The sequence below is a fragment of the Aestuariimicrobium ganziense genome, assembly GCF_015352975.1.
GTDB classification, from domain to species: Bacteria; Actinomycetota; Actinomycetes; order Propionibacteriales; family Propionibacteriaceae; genus Aestuariimicrobium; species Aestuariimicrobium ganziense.
Map to the genome: position 1 here is coordinate 102,140 of NZ_JACYIZ010000001.1, position 19,291 is coordinate 121,430.

Annotated in this window: 17 protein-coding genes; 13 read left to right on the forward strand and 4 right to left on the reverse strand. The window is 69.7% G+C overall.

Features of this window, described 5'->3' with window-relative positions; genetic code table 11:
- Nucleotide 1 precedes the first annotated feature (1 nt).
- The 3 genes from gatA to IE660_RS00505 are packed head-to-tail and all read left to right on the forward strand — an operon-like array spanning nt 2 to nt 3,912.
- The gene (gene gatA, locus IE660_RS00495) at nt 2–1,537 is read left to right on the forward strand and encodes an Asp-tRNA(Asn)/Glu-tRNA(Gln) amidotransferase subunit GatA (RefSeq protein WP_203566372.1); all 1,536 of its coding nucleotides are present in this window, start codon (nt 2–4) and stop codon (nt 1,535–1,537) included.
- A 1-nt stretch (nt 1,538) separates the two neighbouring features.
- Nucleotides 1,539–3,047 carry an Asp-tRNA(Asn)/Glu-tRNA(Gln) amidotransferase subunit GatB gene (gene gatB, locus IE660_RS00500; RefSeq protein ID WP_203566373.1) on the forward strand — a complete coding sequence of 503 codons (1,509 nt, stop codon included), beginning with the start codon at nt 1,539–1,541 and terminating at the stop codon, nt 3,045–3,047.
- A gap of 10 nt (nt 3,048–3,057) precedes the next feature.
- On the forward strand, nt 3,058–3,912 hold the full coding sequence (locus IE660_RS00505; RefSeq protein ID WP_203566374.1) for an SMP-30/gluconolactonase/LRE family protein: 855 nt from the start codon (nt 3,058–3,060) through the stop codon (nt 3,910–3,912).
- A gap of 1 nt (nt 3,913) precedes the next feature.
- Here the strand turns inward: IE660_RS00505 and IE660_RS00510 are convergent, their stop codons facing one another.
- Nucleotides 3,914–4,555, reverse strand: coding sequence for a TIGR03085 family metal-binding protein (locus tag IE660_RS00510; protein WP_203566375.1), 642 nt, complete (start codon nt 4,553–4,555; stop codon nt 3,914–3,916).
- Nucleotides 4,556–4,587: 32 nt separating this feature from the next.
- On the opposite strand from IE660_RS00510, the gene hisI reads away from it, so the two are divergent.
- Entirely contained in the window at nt 4,588–4,968 is a 381-nt protein-coding gene (hisI, locus tag IE660_RS00515) for a phosphoribosyl-AMP cyclohydrolase (protein ID WP_203566376.1), read from the forward strand.
- Nucleotides 4,969–4,975: 7 nt separating this feature from the next.
- On the opposite strand, the gene IE660_RS00520 is transcribed toward hisI, so the two are convergent.
- Entirely contained in the window at nt 4,976–6,868 is a 1,893-nt protein-coding gene (locus IE660_RS00520; RefSeq protein ID WP_203566377.1) for an anthranilate synthase family protein, read from the reverse strand.
- Between the two features lie 36 nt (nt 6,869–6,904).
- On the opposite strand from IE660_RS00520, the gene IE660_RS00525 reads away from it, so the two are divergent.
- The 9 genes from IE660_RS00525 (at nt 6,905) to IE660_RS00565 (ending at nt 18,372) form a co-directional block, all read left to right on the forward strand.
- On the forward strand, nt 6,905–7,528 hold the full coding sequence (locus IE660_RS00525; RefSeq protein WP_203566378.1) for a Trp biosynthesis-associated membrane protein: 624 nt from the start codon (nt 6,905–6,907) through the stop codon (nt 7,526–7,528).
- 33 nt (nt 7,529–7,561) lie between these two features.
- Nucleotides 7,562–7,855 (forward strand): HGxxPAAW family protein, encoded by a 294-nt coding sequence (locus tag IE660_RS00530; protein WP_203566379.1) that lies wholly within the window; start codon nt 7,562–7,564, stop codon nt 7,853–7,855.
- Nucleotides 7,856–7,857: 2 nt separating this feature from the next.
- Entirely contained in the window at nt 7,858–8,640 is a 783-nt protein-coding gene (trpC, locus tag IE660_RS00535) for an indole-3-glycerol phosphate synthase TrpC (protein WP_203566380.1), read from the forward strand.
- 33 nt (nt 8,641–8,673) lie between these two features.
- A complete protein-coding gene (gene trpB, locus IE660_RS00540; protein ID WP_203566381.1) occupies nt 8,674–9,927 on the forward strand; it encodes a tryptophan synthase subunit beta in 1,254 nt (417 codons plus the stop codon).
- Nucleotides 9,924–10,748 (forward strand): tryptophan synthase subunit alpha, encoded by an 825-nt coding sequence (gene trpA, locus IE660_RS00545; RefSeq protein WP_203566382.1) that lies wholly within the window; start codon nt 9,924–9,926, stop codon nt 10,746–10,748. The genes trpB and trpA overlap by 4 nt, the downstream gene beginning before the upstream one ends.
- Nucleotides 10,748–11,392 (forward strand): SCO family protein, encoded by a 645-nt coding sequence (locus IE660_RS00550; RefSeq protein ID WP_203566383.1) that lies wholly within the window; start codon nt 10,748–10,750, stop codon nt 11,390–11,392. The genes trpA and IE660_RS00550 overlap by 1 nt, the downstream gene beginning before the upstream one ends.
- A 43-nt stretch (nt 11,393–11,435) precedes the next feature.
- Nucleotides 11,436–12,293, forward strand: a complete 858-nt coding sequence (gene lgt, locus IE660_RS00555) for a prolipoprotein diacylglyceryl transferase (RefSeq protein WP_203566932.1) — start codon at nt 11,436–11,438, stop codon at nt 12,291–12,293.
- A 90-nt stretch (nt 12,294–12,383) separates the two neighbouring features.
- Nucleotides 12,384–16,910, forward strand: coding sequence for a glutamate synthase large subunit (gene gltB / locus IE660_RS00560; RefSeq protein WP_203566384.1), 4,527 nt, complete (start codon nt 12,384–12,386; stop codon nt 16,908–16,910).
- Complete coding sequence (locus IE660_RS00565; RefSeq protein WP_203566385.1) at nt 16,903–18,372, forward strand: glutamate synthase subunit beta; 1,470 nt, start codon at nt 16,903–16,905, stop codon at nt 18,370–18,372. The genes gltB and IE660_RS00565 overlap by 8 nt, the downstream gene beginning before the upstream one ends.
- Here IE660_RS00565 and IE660_RS16270 read toward each other — a convergent pair.
- Together IE660_RS16270 and IE660_RS16275 are read right to left on the reverse strand one after the other, a co-directional pair.
- Nucleotides 18,357–18,638 carry a phosphotransferase gene (locus IE660_RS16270; protein WP_328701823.1) on the reverse strand — a complete coding sequence of 94 codons (282 nt, stop codon included), beginning with the start codon at nt 18,636–18,638 and terminating at the stop codon, nt 18,357–18,359. The two genes, IE660_RS00565 and IE660_RS16270, sit on opposite strands and share 16 nt — an antisense overlap.
- Nucleotides 18,598–19,254 (reverse strand): phosphotransferase, encoded by a 657-nt coding sequence (locus IE660_RS16275; protein WP_203566386.1) that lies wholly within the window; start codon nt 19,252–19,254, stop codon nt 18,598–18,600. Before IE660_RS16275 ends, IE660_RS16270 begins: the two co-directional genes overlap by 41 nt.
- Between the last annotated feature and the right edge of the window lie 37 nt (nt 19,255–19,291).

Sequence of the window (19,291 nt, forward strand, 5' to 3'; positions counted from 1 at the left end):
GATGAGCCAGGCCCACGACATCCTCACCTCGTCCGCCGCTGGACTGGTGGCGGCCATGGAGGCCGGCACCTGGAGCTGTGAGCAGATCACCCGGACCCACCTCGACCAGATCGAGGCCCTGAACCCCCACGTCAACTCCTACCTGGCCGTCGACGCCGAGCGAGCCCTGGCCACCGCCCGCTCGATCGATGCCCGGCGAGCCGGCGGTGAGAAGCTCGGGCCGTTGGCCGGCGTGCCGATCGCGGTCAAGGATCTGCTCTGCTACGCCGGGCTGCCCACCACCGCCGGGTCGAGGATCCTCGAGGGGTGGATGCCCCCCTACGACTCCACCGTGGTCGAGCGCCTGGTCGCGGCCGACCTGGTCATCCTGGGCAAGACGAACCTCGACGAGTTCGCGATGGGCTCGTCCACCGAGACCTCGGCCTATGGCACCAGCCGCAATCCGTGGGACCTCGACCGTGTTCCCGGCGGCTCCGGCGGTGGGTCGTCCTCGTCGGTCGCCGCCTTCATGGCACCCCTGGCGATCGGCACCGACACCGGTGGGTCGATCCGTCAACCCGCCTCGGTCACCGGCACCGTCGGTGTCAAGCCCACCTACGGCGGGGTCTCGCGCTACGGCATCATCGCCATGGCCTCCAGCCTCGACCAGGCCGGGCCGTGCGCCCGCACCGTCGAGGACGCCGCCCTGCTGCACGAGGTCATCGGCGGCCACGACCCGCGCGACTCCACCTCGATCGACCAGCCGCTGCCCGACGTGGTGGCGGCCGCCCGCCACGGCGACGTCGCCGGGATGCGGATCGGCGTTGTCACCGAACTGGGCGGTGAGGGCTATGCCCCCGGCGTCGAGCAGCGCTTCACCGAGGCGGTCGCGTTGTTGCGTGAGGCCGGTGCCGAGATCGTCGAGGTGAGCTGCCCCCACTTCGTCCACGCCATGGCCGCCTACTACCTGATCATGCCGGCCGAGGTCAGTTCGAACCTGGCTCGCTTCGACGCGATGCGCTACGGCCTGCGTGTCGGCGACGACGGCGAGAACTCCACCGAGGACGTGATGCGGGCCAGCCGCGGCGCCGGGTTCGGTGCCGAGGTGAAGCGCCGCATCATGCTGGGCACCTATGCACTGTCGAGTGGCTATTACGACGCCTACTACGGCTCGGCGCAGAAGGTGCGCACCCTGATCGTGCGTGACTTCGAGGCTGCCTTCGAGGCCTGCGACGTGCTGATCTCGCCGTCGACGCCGACCACCGCCTTCAAGATCGGTGAGCGGATCGACGATCCGCTGGCGATGTACAAGGCCGACCTGTGCACGATTCCGTCGAACCTGGCCGGCAACGCGTCGGGTTCGTTCCCGATCGGACTCGCGCCCGAGGACGGGTTGCCGGTCGGGCTGCAGGTGATGGCCCCGCCGATGGCCGACGACCGGGTCTACCGGGTTGGCGCTGCGATCGAACGGTTCCTGGAACAGCAGTGGGGTCGTTCGATGATGGCGATGGCACCACGGCTCGAGCACAGCCTGCTCGACGATCAGGGAGGGAACTGAGATGGCCGAGGTGACGACCACTGCCGAGTTGATGGACTACGACGAGGCGATGGAGCGCTTCGACCCCGTGCTGGGCCTCGAGGTGCACGTCGAACTCAACACCGCCTCGAAGATGTTCTGCGGGTGCTCGACCGCCTTCGGTGCTGACCCCAACACCCAGACCTGCCCGGTGTGCCTGGGCCTGCCCGGCTCGCTGCCGGTGGTCAACGGCACCGCGGTCGAGTCCGCCATCCGGATCGGGTTGGCACTCAACTGCGAGGTGGCCACCTGGTGCCGGTTCTCGCGCAAGAACTACTTCTACCCCGACATGCCCAAGGACTACCAGGTCAGCCAGTACGACGAGCCGATCTGCTTCGACGGGCACGTCGACCTCGAGGTCAACGGCGACGTCTTCCGGATCGAGATCGAGCGCGTCCACATGGAGGAGGACGCCGGCAAGCTCGTCCACCAGGGCGGCGACACCGGACGCATCCACGGCGCCGACCACTCCCTGGTCGACTACAACCGCGCAGGCGTCCCGCTGATGGAGATCGTCACCAAGCCGATCCGTGGTCTTGGGACACGCGCCCCCGAGGTGGGCCGTGCCTACATGGCGCACCTGCGAGACCTGATGGTCGCCCTGGGCGTCTCGCACGCCCGGATGGAGCAGGGCAACCTGCGCTGTGATGCCAACGTGTCGCTGATGCCCAAGGGATCGGACGAGCTCGGCACCCGCACCGAGACCAAGAACGTCAACTCGCTGCGATCGGTCGAGGGCGCGCTGCGCTTCGAGATCCAACGCCAGGGTGCCCTGCTGGCCGAAGGCGGACGCGTCGTCCAGGAGACCCGGCACTGGCACGAGGAGGGCTGGACCTCACCGGGCCGCAGCAAGGAGACCGCCGAGGACTACCGCTACTTCCCCGAGCCCGACCTGGTGCCGGTGGCACCCAGCCGGGAGTGGGTCGAGCAGTTGCGCGCCAGCCTGCCCGAGCCCCCCGCGTCCAAGCGCACCCGGTTGCAGGCCGAGTACGGCTTCACCGACCTCCAGATGCGTGACGTGCTGGGCAACGCCGGCTCACTCGACCTGATCGAGGCCACGGTGCTGGCCGGATCGAGCGCGGCTGCCGCCCGCAAGTGGTGGCTGGGCGAGTTGGCCCGCCGCGCCAACGACGCCGGGGTCGACCTGGCCGACCTGACGATCACGCCACAGCAGGTCGCCGCAGTGCAGGCCCTGGTCGACGAGGGTTCACTCAACGACAAGCTGGCCCGCCAGGTGATCGAGGGGGTGCTCGCCGGCGAGGGTGAACCCGCCCAGGTGGTGGCCGACCGGGGACTCGCCGTGGTCAGCGACGAAGGCGCGCTGTCGCAGGCGGTGGACGAGGCGATCGCGGCCAACCCCGACGTCGCCGAGCGGATCCGCGAGGGCAAGGTGCAGGCCGCCGGGGCCCTGATCGGAGCGGTGATGAAGGCCATGCGCGGCCAGGCCGACGCCGCTCGGGTGCGTGAGTTGATCCTTCAGAAGCTGTCCTGAGGAGGGCGCGATGTCGGTGTTCGCCGGTGAGTTGGAGCAGCTGACCGAGAGGCTCGCTGACTGGCTCGAAGGGCCCTGTTGGGCGCCGTCACGCTCGAGCGTGGTGTTCTCCGACATCCCCGGCAACCGGGTGCTGGAATACCTGCCACAGACCGGTGAGGTGCGCGTGGTCGAGAACGAGTGCGAGTTCACCAACGGGCGCACCCTCGACCTCGACGGCTCGCTGGTGGAGTGCTCGCACGGGCGTCGAGCGGTGCAGCGCCGACGCGGTGACGAGGTCACGGTGCTGGTCGACCACTGGGGCGAGCACCGCCTCAACTCGCCCAATGACGTCGTCGTCGACAGCCGTGGTGTGATCTGGTTCACCGACCCGGCCTATGGCATCGAGCAGGAGGTCGAGGGCCATCCCGGGGTGCGCGAGTACGGCGACCGTTGGGTCTTGCGCCATGACCCCGCCACCGGTGCCATCGATGTGGCGGTCACCGATGTGCTCGCCCCGAACGGCCTGGCCTTCTCACCCGATGAGCAACTGCTGTACGTGGCGGACTCCTCGGGTGCGCAGAACCCATCCGGCTCGGGTCACATCAGGGTCTACGACGTGCTCGAGGGCAGGCTCTGCAAGAACGGGCGGCTGTTCGCCCGGATCGAGGACGGGGTTCCCGACGGCATCAGGGTCGACGCCGCGGGCCGCCTGTTCAGCTCTGCCGCGGACGGCGTCCACGTGTACGACCCCGACGGGAACCACCTGGAGTTCCTGCCCGTGGCCGAAGTGGTCTCCAACCTGTGCTTCGTCCCCGTGGACGAGCCTGGCCACCTGTACCTGACCGGGGCGACGAGGCTCTACCGGGTCGGGTTGGCGACCTGACTCACAGCGACGACAGCGACAGCCTGAACCTGGCCACCACGTCGGGTTCCCCGACCACTTCGACGACGGCATGGTCTGCGCGTCCCGAGGCCAGCAGCAGCAGTTCCGACGGACGACCGATGCAGGTCACCGTCGACGACCCCGGGCGAAGCCTCAACGGCTCGGCCTCGACGTCGGAACGCTCCAGCACCACGCCGGCGTCGACGCTGCGGAACATGGCTCGTCCGATCAGCCGCAGCCTCCGCCAGAAGAAGTCCTCGACCTCGGCACCGAGGTCACGGGGAGAGGCCCCGCCGGGTTGGGCGCGGCGGATGTCCTCGGCATGGATGAAGAACTCGACGGCATTGGCAGCCTCGTCCACCCCGGGTACGCGGAACAGCGAGAAGCCGGTGGGCCCGCGCCGGATCAGGGCGACCAGGTCGTCCCACGAACGGGATCGGCGGGCCTGCTCCATCTTGCGCTCGGTGTGGGCGGCCAGAGGGGCGATCATGATGCCGCCAGCGGCGATCGGGTCGTTCTCGCGCACGTACAGGTGGGCGGCCAGGTCGGCCGTCGTCCAGCCCTCGCACAGGGTGGGGGCATCCGGCCCGAGGGTCGTGAACAGGTCGGCCAGCGTGGCACGCTCGTCATGGGCAAGGTTCACAGGGGCCAGACTAGCCCGGCACAATGGCCGCCATGGCTGACCTCGACCGCCCTGCCCAGGAACGGGCCACGCTCGACCCCTCGATCGCCGCCCGGCTCAAGCGCAGCGCCGACGGGCTGGTGGCCGCGGTGGTGCAGGATGCCACCACCGGGGCGGTGTTGATGCAGGCGTGGATGAACGACGCGGCGCTGGCCCTGACCCTGGCCACCCGTCGGGGCACCTACTGGTCGCGCAGCCGCGGTGAACTGTGGGTCAAGGGGCTGACCAGCGGGCACACGCAGCACGTGCGCGAGGTGCGCCTGGACTGCGACGGCGACACGGTGCTGGTCACGGTCGACCAGGTCGGTGGCGCCTGCCACACAGGTGACGCCACCTGCTTCGACGCCGACCTGCTGCTCGGCGACGACGGGTAGGGCCGCGTCAGAGCAGGTCGTGCACCAGCCGGTGCAGCACCTCGTAGCCGTGCTCGGTGAGGATCGACTCGGCGTGGAACTGGATGCCGCGGTAGTGCGGGCCGGTCAGGGCGTGCACGTCACCGGTGGTCGGGTCGCAATCCACCACGACGTGAGAAGGCAGGACCACCTGCTCGTCGATCCGGCCAACGAAGGTGTTGTAGAAGCCGACACGCTCGACCCGCCCGGCGAGTGCGACCTCAGCCTGGGTGCCCTGGAAGACGATGTCCTTGAACACCAAGGGGATGCCCAGCCGGTGGCAGAGGGCCTGGTGGCCCAGGCACACCGCGAGGAAGGGTTGGCCGCGCTCGAGCAGCCGGTCGACGCAGGATCGCAGCACCGCCATCTTCGGGTCGGCATCGTCGCGGGGGTCGCCGGGACCCGGGCCGACCACGACCAGGTCGACGTCGTCGAGGCATCCGTCGACGTACTCGTCGTGGCGGACGACCTCTGTGACCAGACCCAGCACACCGAACACGTGCCGCAGCATGTTGACGAAGTCGTCCTCGCCGTCGAGGATGCCGACCCGCTTGCCGCGCAGTCGCGGGTCTGGCGCGGTGCCGGCCTGGTCGGTCAACCAGAACCGCGACAGCCGGGCGTTTCGGGAGTTCAGGGCCAGCACGACGTCCTCGTCGCGGGCCAGGTCGGCCAGCCCCGAGGCCGGGGATCCCGCCGGAGGCACCAGCCCGAACGCCGACAGGATCCCGTTGGCCTTGGCGTGGGTCTCGGCGGTTTCGTGGGCGGGGTCGGAGTCACGGACCAGGGTGGCACCGGCGGTGACGGTCAGGTTGCCGTCGAGGTCGACGTCCGCGGTGCGGATGACGATGGGGGAGTCCATGGTCACCACGCCGGCGGAGTCGCGGCCGAAGACGGCCAGGGCACCGGAGTAGTAGCCGCGTCCCCTGGTCTCGTAACGCTGGATCAGCCGGCAGGCGTTCTCGACCGGTGACCCGGTGACGGTGGCGGCGAACATGGTGTCGCGCAGCACCTCGCGCACGTCTCGGTCGGTGCGCCCGGCCAGCAGGTACTCGGTGTGGACGAGGTGGGTCATCGGCTTGAGGAACGGCCCCAGCACCTGCCCACCCTCGGAGCAGATGGCGCACATCATCTTGAGTTCCTCGTCGACCACCATGAACAGCTCGTAGATCTCCTTCTCGTCGGCGAGGAAGTCCAGCAGTGCCGGCTTGAGTTCGTGCGGCTGCTTGCCCTTGACCCGGAAGGTGCCCGAGATCGGGTTCATCCGCACGTCGCCACCACGCACGCTGACATGGCGTTCGGGTGACGCCCCGACCAGGAAGCGGTCGCCGGTGAACAAGACGTAGGTCCAGTAGGCGCCACGCTCACGTTCGATCAGGCGGCGCAGTACCGTGAGGGCCTCCATCGGCCCCCACTGGGCAAGCTTCGCTCGGTAGTCACGTCCGATCACCAGGTTCGCGCCCTCGCCGTGACCGATCTCGTCGCCGATGATCTGCTCGACCATGGCGGCGTAGTCGTCGTCGGAGGTGACGAAGCCGCCGCGTTCGCTGAACTCGATCGGCACGTCAGGCAGGGCCGAGAGCAGTTCGTCGACGGGTACCTCGTGCTCGACGGCGACGTCGACCACCACCAAGGGGGTCCCATCGTCGTGGGCCTCGAAGCCACGTTCGCGGATCTGTCGGAACGGCACCGCCACCAGCAGGTCGGCGATCCGGTCGGTGCGGTCGGCGGTCTGCTCGACCGGGATGTCGAGCAGCGAGGCGACCTCGGTGCGGCTGCCGCCGAGCAGGCCGGCGTTCGGCTCGTTCTTGCGCCGGATGATGGCCCACGCCTCGTGCGAGAGGATCTCGTCGAGCAGGGGGTGCAGGGAGTGAGCGTCGGCCATGGCGAACACCCTAACCGCGATTGCCACGAGCCCCCGGTGCCCACCTATCCTGTGGGCACGATCCGACCAGGAGGGGTGGCGACGATGGCAGGAAGGCTGCGCTGGGCCGCAGTGGGCGGCATGCTGCTGGCCGCCCTGCTGCTCCAGGTCGCCGAGTCACGCCCTTGGTACCGAGCGGCGACCCGGACCTGGACCGGGAACGATCTTGCCGGCGGGCTGCTGGGCGCACTGGCGCTGGCCCTGGCCGCCCTGGTGCTGCTGCTGCTCGTGGTGGGGCGTTGGGGACGAGTCGTGGCCGGGACCCTCACCATCGTGATCGGGGTCATCGGCCTGGTGGGGACGCTCGACTCACGAACTCCCTCGGCCGAACAACTGGCCCAAGCCGGGGTCGCTGTCGGCGAGGGGAGTGCCAGCGGCGGGGCCTGGTGGGCCGTGGTTGGTGCGGCCGTCGCCGCGCTCGCCGGGGCGGTCCTGGCCAGCACCGCCCACCTGTGGCCAGCCAGGCGCCACCGCAGTGAGACCTCCACCCGAGCGCCCGACGCCCAGGCCGATCCCTGGAAGGCGATGGACGCCGGGCTCGACCCCACCGCTGAGACTCCATCGCGGGACGCGGAGACACCGGACGTGGAGCGCGACCAGACCTCGAGTGCGACGCGATAGTGTTGGGTGACCATTGCGAGAGGACGATCGACCATGAGCCAGACCGAGACGGGGCTGACCGAGACGGGGCTGACCGAGACGGGGCAGACCGAGCGCACCGCTGACCACGTGGCCGCCCGCAGCACTCGCCCGGTGCGTCACTACCACCACGGCCGCAACCCGGCCGCGTGGACCGGCGTGATCCTGTCCGGCATCGGTTTCCTGCTCGGCTCGGTGGCCGCGATGACCGGGCCCAACTGGACGCTGGTCTGGATCTCGGGCGGACTCGTCCTCGCCGGGCTGGTGGCCGGAGGCCTGCTCAAGGCCGCCGGCTACGGCAACAACTGACCGTGGGAGTGCTCGACGACATCGTCGCCGGCGTGTTGGAGGACCTCGCCGAGCGCGAGCAGCGACTCCCGCGCGCCGACCTTGAGCGCCAGCTCGACCGGGCCCCGGCGCCGCGTGACCCGATGCCCGCCTTCAGGGCCCCCGGCATCCAGGTGATCGCCGAGGTCAAGCGGTCCAGCCCCAGCAAGGGCGCGCTGGCCGAGATCAGCGACCCGGCGCAGTTGGCCGCGTGCTACGCCGCCGGCGGAGCAGCAGCCATCAGCGTGCTCACCGAACGTCGCCGCTTCGGCGGCAGCCTCGACGACCTGGACGCCGTGCGCGCCAGGGTCGAGACCCCGGTGCTGCGCAAGGACTTCATGGTCACCGAGTACCAGTTGGTCGAGGCCAGGGCGCACGGCGCCGACCTGGCCCTGCTGATCGTGGCCTCGCTCGACCAGCCCACACTGGTGCGGCTGCACGATCTCGCCGTCGAGCTGGGGCTCACCCCCCTGATCGAGGTGCACACCACCGACGAGGCCCGCCGCGCCGCCGACCTGGGTGCCGCCCTGGTCGGGGTCAACAACCGCAACCTGCAGACCCTCGAGGTCGACATCGCCCAGTTCGCCCGGTTGGTCGAGCACCTGCCGGCCGAGGCAGTCAAGGTCGCCGAGTCGGGTCTGCGCGGCCCCGACGACGTCGCTCGCGTGGCCAGCGAGGGCGCAGACGTCGTCCTGGTCGGCGAGTCGCTGGTCACCCAGGCCGACCCCACCACCGCGGTCGCCGCCTTACGCTCTTCCGCCCCCTGACGAATCCCTTCCCCCACTGACCCGGAGGCCTGCATGCCCATCCCGACCGAACCGGTCCGCCTGCCCGACGCGGCCGGACACTTCGAGGCCTTCGGCGGCAAGTTCGTGCCTGAGGCCCTGCAGGCCGCGCTGACAGAGTTGGAGGCCGAGTTCACCGCGGCCCAGGCCGATCCGGAATTCGTCGCCGAACTCGACCGGTTGCGCCGTGAGTACTCCGGCCGGCCCACGCCGATCACCGAGGCCGCCCGCTTCGGCCAGGAGCACTGCGGGGGAGCTCGGATCCTGCTGAAACGTGAGGACCTCAACCACACCGGCAGCCACAAGATCAACAACGTGCTGGGCCAGGCCCTGCTCACCCGCAGGATGGGCAAGACCCGGGTGATCGCCGAGACCGGTGCCGGCCAGCACGGGGTGGCCACCGCCACGGCTGCCGCCCTGATGGGGTTGGAGTGCCGGGTCTACATGGGCAAGGTCGACACCGAGCGTCAGGCCCTCAACGTGGCCCGCATGCAACTGCTCGGCGCCGAGGTGGTCTCGGTCGAGGCGGGCTCACAGACCCTCAAGGACGCGATGAACGAGGCCATGCGCGACTGGGTCACCAATGTCGAGAGCACCCACTACCTGATCGGCACCGTCGGGGGACCGCACCCGTTCCCGATGCTGGTGCGCGAGTTCCAGCGGGTGATCTCGACCGAGGCCCGGGCCCAGATGCTCGAGCGGTGGGGTGGGCTGCCCGACGTGGTGGCCGCCTGCGTCGGTGGTGGCTCGAACGCCATGGGCATCTTCTACGACTTCATCGGCGACACCTCGGTGCGGCTGCTCGGCTTCGAGGCCGGCGGCGAGGGCGTCGAGTCCGGTCGCCACGCCGCAACGATCACCAGCGGTGAGGTGGGGGTGCTGCACGGCATGCGCACCTACGTGCTGCAGGACGAGGACGGCCAGACCATCGAGTCGCACTCGGTCTCGGCGGGACTGGACTACCCGGGAGTGGGCCCCGAGCACGCTTGGCTCGCCCACACCGGGCGGGCCGAGTACCAGCCGGTCACCGACGACGAGGCCATGGACGCGCTGAAGGTGCTCACCCAGACCGAGGGGATCATGCCGGCCATCGAGTCGGCGCACGCGGTCGCCGGCGCCCGACGGCTGGCCCTCGAGCTCGCCGCTGCCGGTGAGCAGCCGACGATCCTGGTCTCGCTGTCGGGCCGCGGTGACAAGGACGTCGAGACCGCGAACGCCTGGTTCGGCCTGACCGGCCGGGCCGACCACACCTCGGGGGGCCTGTCATGAGCAGCGGCGACATCTTCCGCAACGCCAAGGACGAGGGGCGCGCCGCGTTGGTCGGTTACCTGCCGGTCGGCTACCCCAGCGTCGAGGGCAGCATCGAGGCGATGCGGACGATCGTCGCGCCCGGCGACGGTCCCGGTGTCGACCTCGTCGAGATCGGCGCGCCCTACAGCGACCCGGTGATGGACGGGGTGTCGATCCAGCACGCCGCCACCCGAGCCCTGGAGCGCGGGGTGCGCACCAGCGACGTCTTCCGCGCCGTCGAGGCGGTCAACGAGGCCGGCTGTGGCGTGGTGGTGATGACCTACTGGAACTTGGTCGAGCGCTACGGGGTCGACCGCTACGCCGCCGACCTGGCCCAGGCCGGTGGTGCCGGCCTGATCACTCCCGACCTCACCCCCGACGAGGCCGAGACGTGGATGGCCGCCTCCGAGGCCCATGGCCTGGACCGGATCTTCCTGGTCTCGCCGTCATCGACCGATCGTCGGTTGTCGATGACCCTGGACGCCTGCCGAGGCTGGGTCTATGCCACCTCGTTGATGGGGGTCACCGGCACCCGGACGCAGGTGGCCTCGTCCGCCCCCGAACTGGTGGCCAGGATCCGCCAGGTGAGCGACATCCCGGTGGGGGTCGGTCTCGGGGTCTCCAACGGTGACCAGGCCGCTGCCGTGGCCGGCTACGCCGACGCCGTGATCGTCGGCTCGGTGCTGGTCAACGAGGTGATCGAGGCCGAGCGCACCGGCGGAGACGCTGGCCCTGGTCTGCGCCGGGTCGTGGCCGACCTGGCCGCCGGCGTGCGGCGCCCGGGGGTGGGCGCCCCGTGATGCAGAGACGGCGACTGCTGCGGTTGGCCGGGGGGCTGGCCGCGGCCACCGCCGGCCTGACGGCCTGCTCGTCCGACGACACCGACGGCCCTGCCGCCGAGGTGGGGGAGCGTCCGGGTGGCTACCTGGCCGGCACCCAGTTGGCCGACATCTGGGCCCTTTCCACCGACCCGATGACCGACACCGACGGGAAGCCCGCGTCGATGGTCGACCGGGCGGGCACGGTCACCCTGCTGTTCTACGGCTACACCAACTGCCCCGACGTGTGCACCGGGATCCTGGCCGACTTGTCCAGCGCCATCCAGCGCCTGGACGCCGGACAGGCCGAGAAGGTCGAGGTGCTGTTGGTCACCACCGACCCTGCCCGCGACACGCCGCAGGTGATCAAGGACTACCTGCACCGCATCGACGAACGCTTCGTTGGCCTGACCGCCGACCTTGCGCTCATCAAGCGAATCGCGCAGGGCATGGGCATCGCCATCGAGGACGGGGTCAAGCTGCCCAGCGGAGGCTACGAGATCGAACACGGCACCCAGGTCATCGGTTTCGGCAAGAACCACAAGGCCCAGGTGCTGTGGAGCGAGGGCACCTCGGTGGCCAACTACAAGCACGACATCGCGCTGCTGCTCTCACGACAGGACTGAGGACGAACCGATGACCGCCGGCGCACTGCTCACCCTGTCCGGGCTGCTCCCCCTGAGCATCCCCAGCCCCTCGATCTCGGGATTCGACCTCGGCCCACTGCGCATCCACTTCTACGCCCTGTGCATCCTGGCCGGCATCGCGGTGGCCTGGTGGATGTCACGACGCCGCTGGGAGGCCCGCGGGGGTGACCCCGAGCAGATCGAGACGATGATGACCGTGGCCGTGCTGGCCGGCATCCTCGGCGCCCGGGTCTACCACGTCGCCACCGATCCGCAGTTGTACTTCGGCCCGGGCCGCAACCCGGTCGACGCGCTCAAGCTGTGGCAGGGCGGGCTCGGCATCTGGGGTGGGGTGCTGTTCGGCGCGCTGGCAGTCTGGTGGCTGAGCCGACGGGCAGGAGTCTCGTTCGGGTTGGCAGCCGACGTGCTGGCCCCTGGCATCCTGGCCGCACAGGCGATCGGGCGGCTGGGCAACTGGTTCAACCAAGAACTGTTCGGTCGTCCCACCACGCTGCCCTGGGCGCTGGAGATCGACCCCGCCTTCCGACCCGAGGGCTACGCCCAGTTCGCCACCTTCCACCCCACCTTCCTGTACGAGATGGTGTGGAACCTGCTCGGTGTGGCGGCGCTGTTGTGGCTCGAGAAGCGCTACCGGCTGGGCAGGGGCAAGCTGTTCGCCCTGTACGTGGCGATCTACTGCTTCGGGCGCTTCTTCATCGAGGCGCTGCGGATCGACACGGTCAACACCCCGGGTGGCTTCCGGCTGAACAACTACACCAGCGTGATCGTGTTCGTCGCCGCCGTGGCCACCTTCGTGTGGCTGCAACGCACTCGTCCGGGCATCGACGAACACCCGTTCCACAAGGACGATCCGTTGCCCGCCGGCGACGACCAGGAATGAAATCTCACGGAACGAGCGGCTGTAACGCAGCCGAAACAAAGCCGTTGTGACATGGGAGCCGCCCACGCCGGCGGACGGACAGGAGTCGACATGGTCTTCGGACACCATCCCAAGCAGGGCCTCTACGACCCTGCCTTCGAGCACGACGCCTGTGGCGTCGCCTTCGTCGCCACGCTGGACGGTCGCGCATCCCATGACATCGTCGAACAGGGCCTCGAGGCACTGAGGAACCTCGACCACCGCGGTGCCACCGGCGCCGACGAGGCGGCCGGCGACGGCGCCGGGATCCTGGTGCAGGTGCCCGATGACTTCCTTCGGGCGTCGGTCGACTTCGACCTGCCCGAGGCCGGCCGCTACGCCGTGGGCATGGCCTTCCTGCCGATGGGTCAGGACGAGCGGGACGAGGCTGTCCGCCGGATCGATGACGCTGCCACCGAGGAAGGACTCGTCGTCCTGGGCTGGCGCGACGTACCGGTGGTGACCGAGACCCTCAGCCCGGTGTCGATCGCGGTGATGCCGCACTTCGCCCAGCTGTTCGTCCGCGCGGCCGGCGGTGAGCTCGCGGGCCTCGACCTCGACCGGCAGGTGTACGGGCTGCGCCGGCGCGCCCAGAACGAAGCCGGGGTCTACTTCGCCTCACTGAGCGCACGCACGCTGGTCTACAAGGGCATGCTCACCACCGAACAGCTCGAGGTGGTCTTCCCCGAACTGCACGACGAGGCGTTCTGCTCGGCGTTGGCCCTGGTGCACTCCCGGTTCTCGACCAACACCTTCCCCAGCTGGGACCGGGCACACCCCTACCGTCTGATCGCCCACAACGGCGAGATCAACACCGTGCGCGGCAACCGCAACTGGATGCGCGCCCGCGAAGCCCTGCTGGGCAGCGACCTGATCCCCGGCGACGTCGAGCGGCTGTTCCCGATCTGCACGCCCGACGCCTCCGACTCAGCCAGCTTCGACGAGGTGCTCGAACTGCTGCACCTGGGTGGGCGCTCGCTGCCGCACGCAGTGCTGATGATGATCCCCGAGGCGTGGGAGAACCACACCGAGATGGATCCCGCCCGCCGCGCCTTCTACCAGTTCCACTCCTCGCTGATGGAGCCGTGGGACGGACCTGCCTGCGTCACCTTCACCGACGGCACCCAGATCGGTGGCGTGCTCGACCGCAACGGGCTGCGCCCGGCCCGCTACTGGGTGACCGCCGACCGGAGGGTGATCTTCGCCTCCGAGGCCGGCGTGCTGCCGGTCGCGCCCGACCAGGTGGTGCAGAAGGGCCGCCTGCAGCCCGGCCGGATGTTCTTGGTCGACCTCGAGCAGCACCGGATCATCGCCGACGACGAGGTGAAGTCCGAACTCGCCGCCCAGCACCCCTACCAGCAGTGGCTCGACGACAATCGGGTCAACCTCGACGACCTGCCCGAGCGCACCCACATCGTCCACTCGCACGCCTCGGTCACCCGCCGCCAGCAGCTGTTCGGCTACACCCACGAGGAACTGCGCCAGCTGATCGCCCCGATGGCCGCCACCGGTTACGAGGCGATCGGGTCGATGGGCACCGACACGCCGTTGGCCGTGCTGAGCTCTCGTCCACGCCTGGTCTTCGACTACTTCAGCCAACTGTTCGCCCAGGTCACCAACCCACCGCTCGATGCGATCCGGGAGGAGCTGGTGACCTCTCTGTCGTCGACCACCGGACCCGAGTCGAACCTGCTCGAGCCCGGCCCGGCTTCGGCGCGCCAGCTGGTGATCGACCACCCGATCCTCAACTCCGAGCAGTTGGCCAAGATCGTCCACGTCAACCGTGACGGCGACCGTCCCCACCTGGCCGCCCACGTGATCCGGGGGCTCTACGAGGTCGACGGCGGGGGAGAGGCCCTCAAGGCCCGCCTGGAGGAGATCCGCGGCGAGGTGAGCCGGGCGATCGAGCAGGGCGCACGCACCATCGTGCTGTCCGACCGGCACGCCAATGCCGAACTCGCCCCGATCCCGTCGCTGCTGCTGACCTCGGCGATCCACCACCACCTGGTGCGTGAGAAGACCCGCACCCAGGTCGGTCTGGTGGTCGAGGCCGGTGACGTGCGCGAGGTGCACCACCTGGCGTTGCTGGTCGGCTACGGTGCGGCAGCGGTCAACCCCTACCTGGTCTTCGAGACTGCCGAGGACATGGCCCGCCATGAGCTCTACATCGATGTCGACCCCGAGACCGCCCTCACCAACGTCGCCAAGGCCCTCGACAAGGGCCTGCTCAAGGTGATGAGCAAGATGGGTGTCTCGACCATCGCCAGCTACAACGGCGCCCAGATCTTCGAGGCGATCGGGCTGGCCAGCGACCTGGTCGAGGAGTACTTCACCGGCACGACCAGCCGGGTCGAGGGCATCGGTCTGGACGAGATCGCCGACGAGGTCAAGGCCCGGCACCTGCAGGCCTACCCGGCCTCGGGCGTCCCACAGGCACACCGCACCCTGCCCGTGGGGGGTGAGTACCAGTGGCGCCGCGAGGGTGAGGAGCACCTGTTCGACCCCGAGACGGTCTTCCGGCTGCAGCACGCCACCCAGACCGGGCGCTACGACATCTTCAAGCGCTACACCCAGTTGGTGGACGACAACTCCCGACGGCTGATGACGCTTCGCTCGCTGCTGGAGTTCTCCGGCGAGCGCGAGCCGGTCGACATCAGCGAGGTCGAACCGGTCAGTGAGATCGTCAAGCGGTTCTCGACCGGGGCGATGAGCTACGGCTCGATCTCGATGGAGGCCCACGAGACCCTGGCCATCGCGATGAACCGGCTCGGCGCCAAGTCGAACACCGGCGAGGGCGGCGAGGACCCCGAGCGCCTGCACGACCCGGTGCGCCGCTCGGCGATCAAGCAGGTGGCCTCGGGCCGGTTCGGGGTGACCAGCGACTACCTCACCCACGCCAGTGACATCCAGATCAAGATGGCCCAGGGCGCCAAGCCCGGCGAGGGTGGCCAGCTGCCCGGCCCCAAGGTCTACCCGTGGGTGGCCCGCACCCGGCACTCCACCCCCGGTGTCGGACTGATCTCGCCGCCGCCGCACCACGACATCTACTCGATCGAGGACCTCAAGCAGCTCATCCACGACCTCAAGTGCGCCAACCCCTCGGCCCGGGTGCACGTCAAGCTGGTCGCCGAGATGGGTGTGGGCACGGTTGCCGCCGGTGTCGCCAAGGCCAAGGCCGACGTGGTGCTGATCTCGGGCCACGACGGTGGCACCGGTGCCGCCCCGCTCACCTCGATCAAGCACGCCGGTGGTCCCTGGGAACTCGGCCTGGCCGAGACCCAGCAGACCCTGCTGCTCAACGGCCTGCGCGAGCGGATCGTCGTCCAGTGCGATGGCCAGCTCAAGACCGGACGAGACGTCGTGATCGCCGCGTTGCTCGGCGCTGAGGAGTTCGGCTTCGCCACCGCCCCCTTGGTGGTCAGCGGCTGCATCATGATGCGGGTCTGCCACAAGGACACCTGTCCCGTGGGCATCGCCACGCAGAACCCTGAGCTTCGCAAGCACTACCACGGTCAGGCCGACCACGTCGTGAACTTCTTCCAGTTCATCGCCGAGGAGGTGCGCGAGCACCTGGCTGCGCTGGGCTTCCGCTCGATCGCCGAGGCGGTCGGTCATGTCGAGGCGCTGGACGCCCGACCGGCGATCGCTCACTGGAAGGCCCAGGGGCTCGACCTGGCCCCGGTGCTGCACCGGGTGGAGGTCGCCGAGGGTTCGGCCCTGCACCACACCACCGCCCAGGACCACGGTCTGGGCGCCAAGATCGACGTGCAGTTGGTCGAGTTGGCCCAGCCCGCCCTGCTCGATCGTCATCGGGTCGAGCACGAGCTGAGCGTGCGCAACGTCGACCGGACCGTCGGCACGATCCTGGGTCACGAGGTGACCAAGGCCACCCGCGGTGAGGGTCTGGACGACGGCACCATCACCTTCACCTTCCGGGGCACCGCGGGGCAGTCGTTCGGGGCGTTCGTGCCCCGAGGTGTCACCCTGCGGCTGGTGGGCGACACGAACGACTACGTCGGCAAGGGGCTCTCGGGCGGGCGGATCGTGGTGCGTCCCGATGAGTCGGCCCCCTTCGAGGCCAGCGAGCAGATCATCGCCGGCAACGTCATCGGTTACGGTGCCACCTCGGGTGAGATCTTCCTGCGGGGCACTGTCGGCGAGCGCTTCTGTGTGCGCAACTCCGGCGCCACCGCGGTGGTCGAGGGCGTGGGCGACCACGGCTGTGAGTACATGACCGGGGGAGAGGTACTGGTGCTCGGCCCGACCGGTCGCAACTTCGCCGCCGGCATGTCCGGGGGCGTGGCCTGGGTGCTCGGGCTCGACCAGCGTCGGCTCAACACCGAGTTGGTCGACGCCAGCGAGCCCACCGAGGCCGACCTCGACCGGATCACCGAACTGCTGCAGCGCCACCGCGACGAGACCGACTCCACCGTGGCGGCCCGACTGCTCGAGGCCGGCCGCGACCAGCTGCGGACGCAGTTCACCACGGTGCTGCCCCGCGACTACGCCAGGGTCGTCCAGGCCCGGGCCGAGGCCGCCGAACTCGGCCTCGACGAGACCATGACCACCGCCAAGATGATGGAGGCCGCCCATGGCTGATCCGAAGGGCTTCATGACCACCCCGCGCGAGGTCGCGAGCCGTCGTCCGGTCGAGGAACGGCTCAACGACTGGTCCGAGGTCTACCCCGGTGGGCCCGGCCGGGCACTGCTGCCGATCATCTCGACCCAGGCCGGGCGCTGCATGGACTGCGGCATCCCGTTCTGCCACACCGGCTGCCCACTGGGCAACCTGATCCCGGAGTGGAACGACCTGGTCTGGCGCGACGAGTGGGTCGGTGCCACCGAGCGGCTGCACGCCACCAACAACTTCCCCGAGTTCACCGGCCGGCTCTGCCCAGCGCCGTGCGAGACCGCCTGCGTGGTCGGCATCACCCGTGACCCGGTGACCATCAAGAACGTCGAGGTCGCCATCGCCGACAAGGCCTGGGACGACCGTCGCGTGGTTCCCCAGGTGCCCGAGTGGCACTCGCTGAAGACGGTGGCCGTGGTCGGCTCGGGGCCGTCGGGCCTCGCGGTCGCCCAGCAGCTGACCCGGCAGGGCCACACCGTGGTCGTCTACGAACGCGCCGATGCGATCGGTGGCCTGCTGCGCTACGGCATCCCCGAGTTCAAGATGGAGAAGTCGGTGCTGGAGCGCAGGCTCAAGCAGATGGTGCTCGAGGGCACGGTCTTCAAGCCGAGCACCACCATCGGTGTCGACATCACCTGGGAACAGCTCTACGACCAGTTCGACGCCGTCGTGGTGGCGATCGGCTCGACCGTCGCCCGCGACCTGCCGATCCCCGGACGTGAGCTGCGTGGCATCCACCAGGCGATGGAGTTCCTGCCGCAGGCCAACAGGGTCGCCGTCGGCCAGAGTGTCGAGAACCAGGTCAGCGCCGAGGGCAAGGACGTCATCATCATCGGTGGCGGCGACACCGGCGCCGACTGCCTGGGCACGTCGCTGCGGCAGGGAGCCCGCTCGGTCACCCAGCTCGAGATCATGCCGATCCCGCCGGAGGCTCGTCCGGTCAACCAGCCGTGGCCCACCTACCCGATGATCTTCCGGGTGTCGTCGGCGCACGAGGAGGGCGGCGACCGGGTCTACGCGGTGAACACCTCGGAGTTCCTCGGCGACGACGAGGGCAACCTGCGCGGGTTGACCCTGTCGCAGGTGGAGTTCAGCGACGGACGCTTCGTCCCGGTCGAGGGCACCGAACGTGAGCTCGGGGCGCAGTTGGTACTGCTGGCGATGGGCTTCGTCGGGCCTGAGGCCACGGGCATCGTCGACGAGCTTGGGGTCGAGCTCGACCCGCGTGGCAACATCCAGCGCGACGAGAGCTACGCCACCAACGTGGAAGGCGTCTTCGCCTGCGGTGACGCCGGACGAGGCCAGAGCCTGATCGTGTGGGCGATCGCCGAGGGACGGTCCTGCGCCCAGGGCGTGGACGAGTTCCTGATGGGCACGCCCTCGGAGCTGCCTCGCCCGATCGGACCCCAGGTGCGTCAGCTGCTCGCCTGAGCGGGACGGCCCACCACCGGGTCGTCCAGGATCTGGGGGAGTGCCTTGGCGTGAATCGGGTACAACGCACCACCCGGGCCTCCGCGGACGGTGATCAGGGCCTTCCACAGCGCCCAGGCGCGTCCGCGTCGCCAGGTGGCCTCGTCAAGGTCGACCGCCCCGGCGAAGACCCTGCGCTGGGCGTGGTCGAACAGCGTCCAGGCCACCCCCAGGTCGCAGGCGGGGTCACCGACACCGCACTGGCCGAAGTCGATCAGGGCGCTCAGCCGCCCCGTCGACGATGAGCATGTTGCCCACGGCGACGTCGCCGGGGAACCCGACCGGCTCGCCCGACCACCCCCTGTCCATGCCCTCGAGCCAGACCTCGCGGGCAGCTGCGGCGACGTCGGCGAACTGCGGCAGCACGAGGCAGGCCTGCACGTCGGCGCCGTACACGCTGGGGTGCACCCCGCGGTGGTGGGTGTGCTGACCGGCCCAAGGGCCTTCCGTCGCCGGCACTTCTCGCAGCGCGCGCAGGGTGCTGCCGAGGTCGTCGGCGAGAGCGACCAGGTCGAGTTCGTCCAGCCGGTCGGGCGTGGTTCCCGGCAACCAGCGGCGCACCGTCCATGGTCGTCCGAACTGAACCGACGGGCCGACCGAGGCGACCACCTCGGGCAACGCCACCGGCAGCCGGCCGGCGAGCAGCGGTAGGACTCGGTCCTCCTTCTCGATGCCCGAGGAGTAGCCGTCGGCGCTGGGCAGGCGGACGACCAGGTCGTCACCCAGCCGGAAGGTGCGGTTGTCCCACCCCTGTGGCTCCACGGGCACGACCGCAAGCCCGGCGAACTGTGGCAGGTGCTCGTCCACCAGGGCGCTGACCAGTGCGGCAGTGATCTCGGTCACCCAGTGAGCCTAGGCCAGGCATCGATTTCGGTGGCCC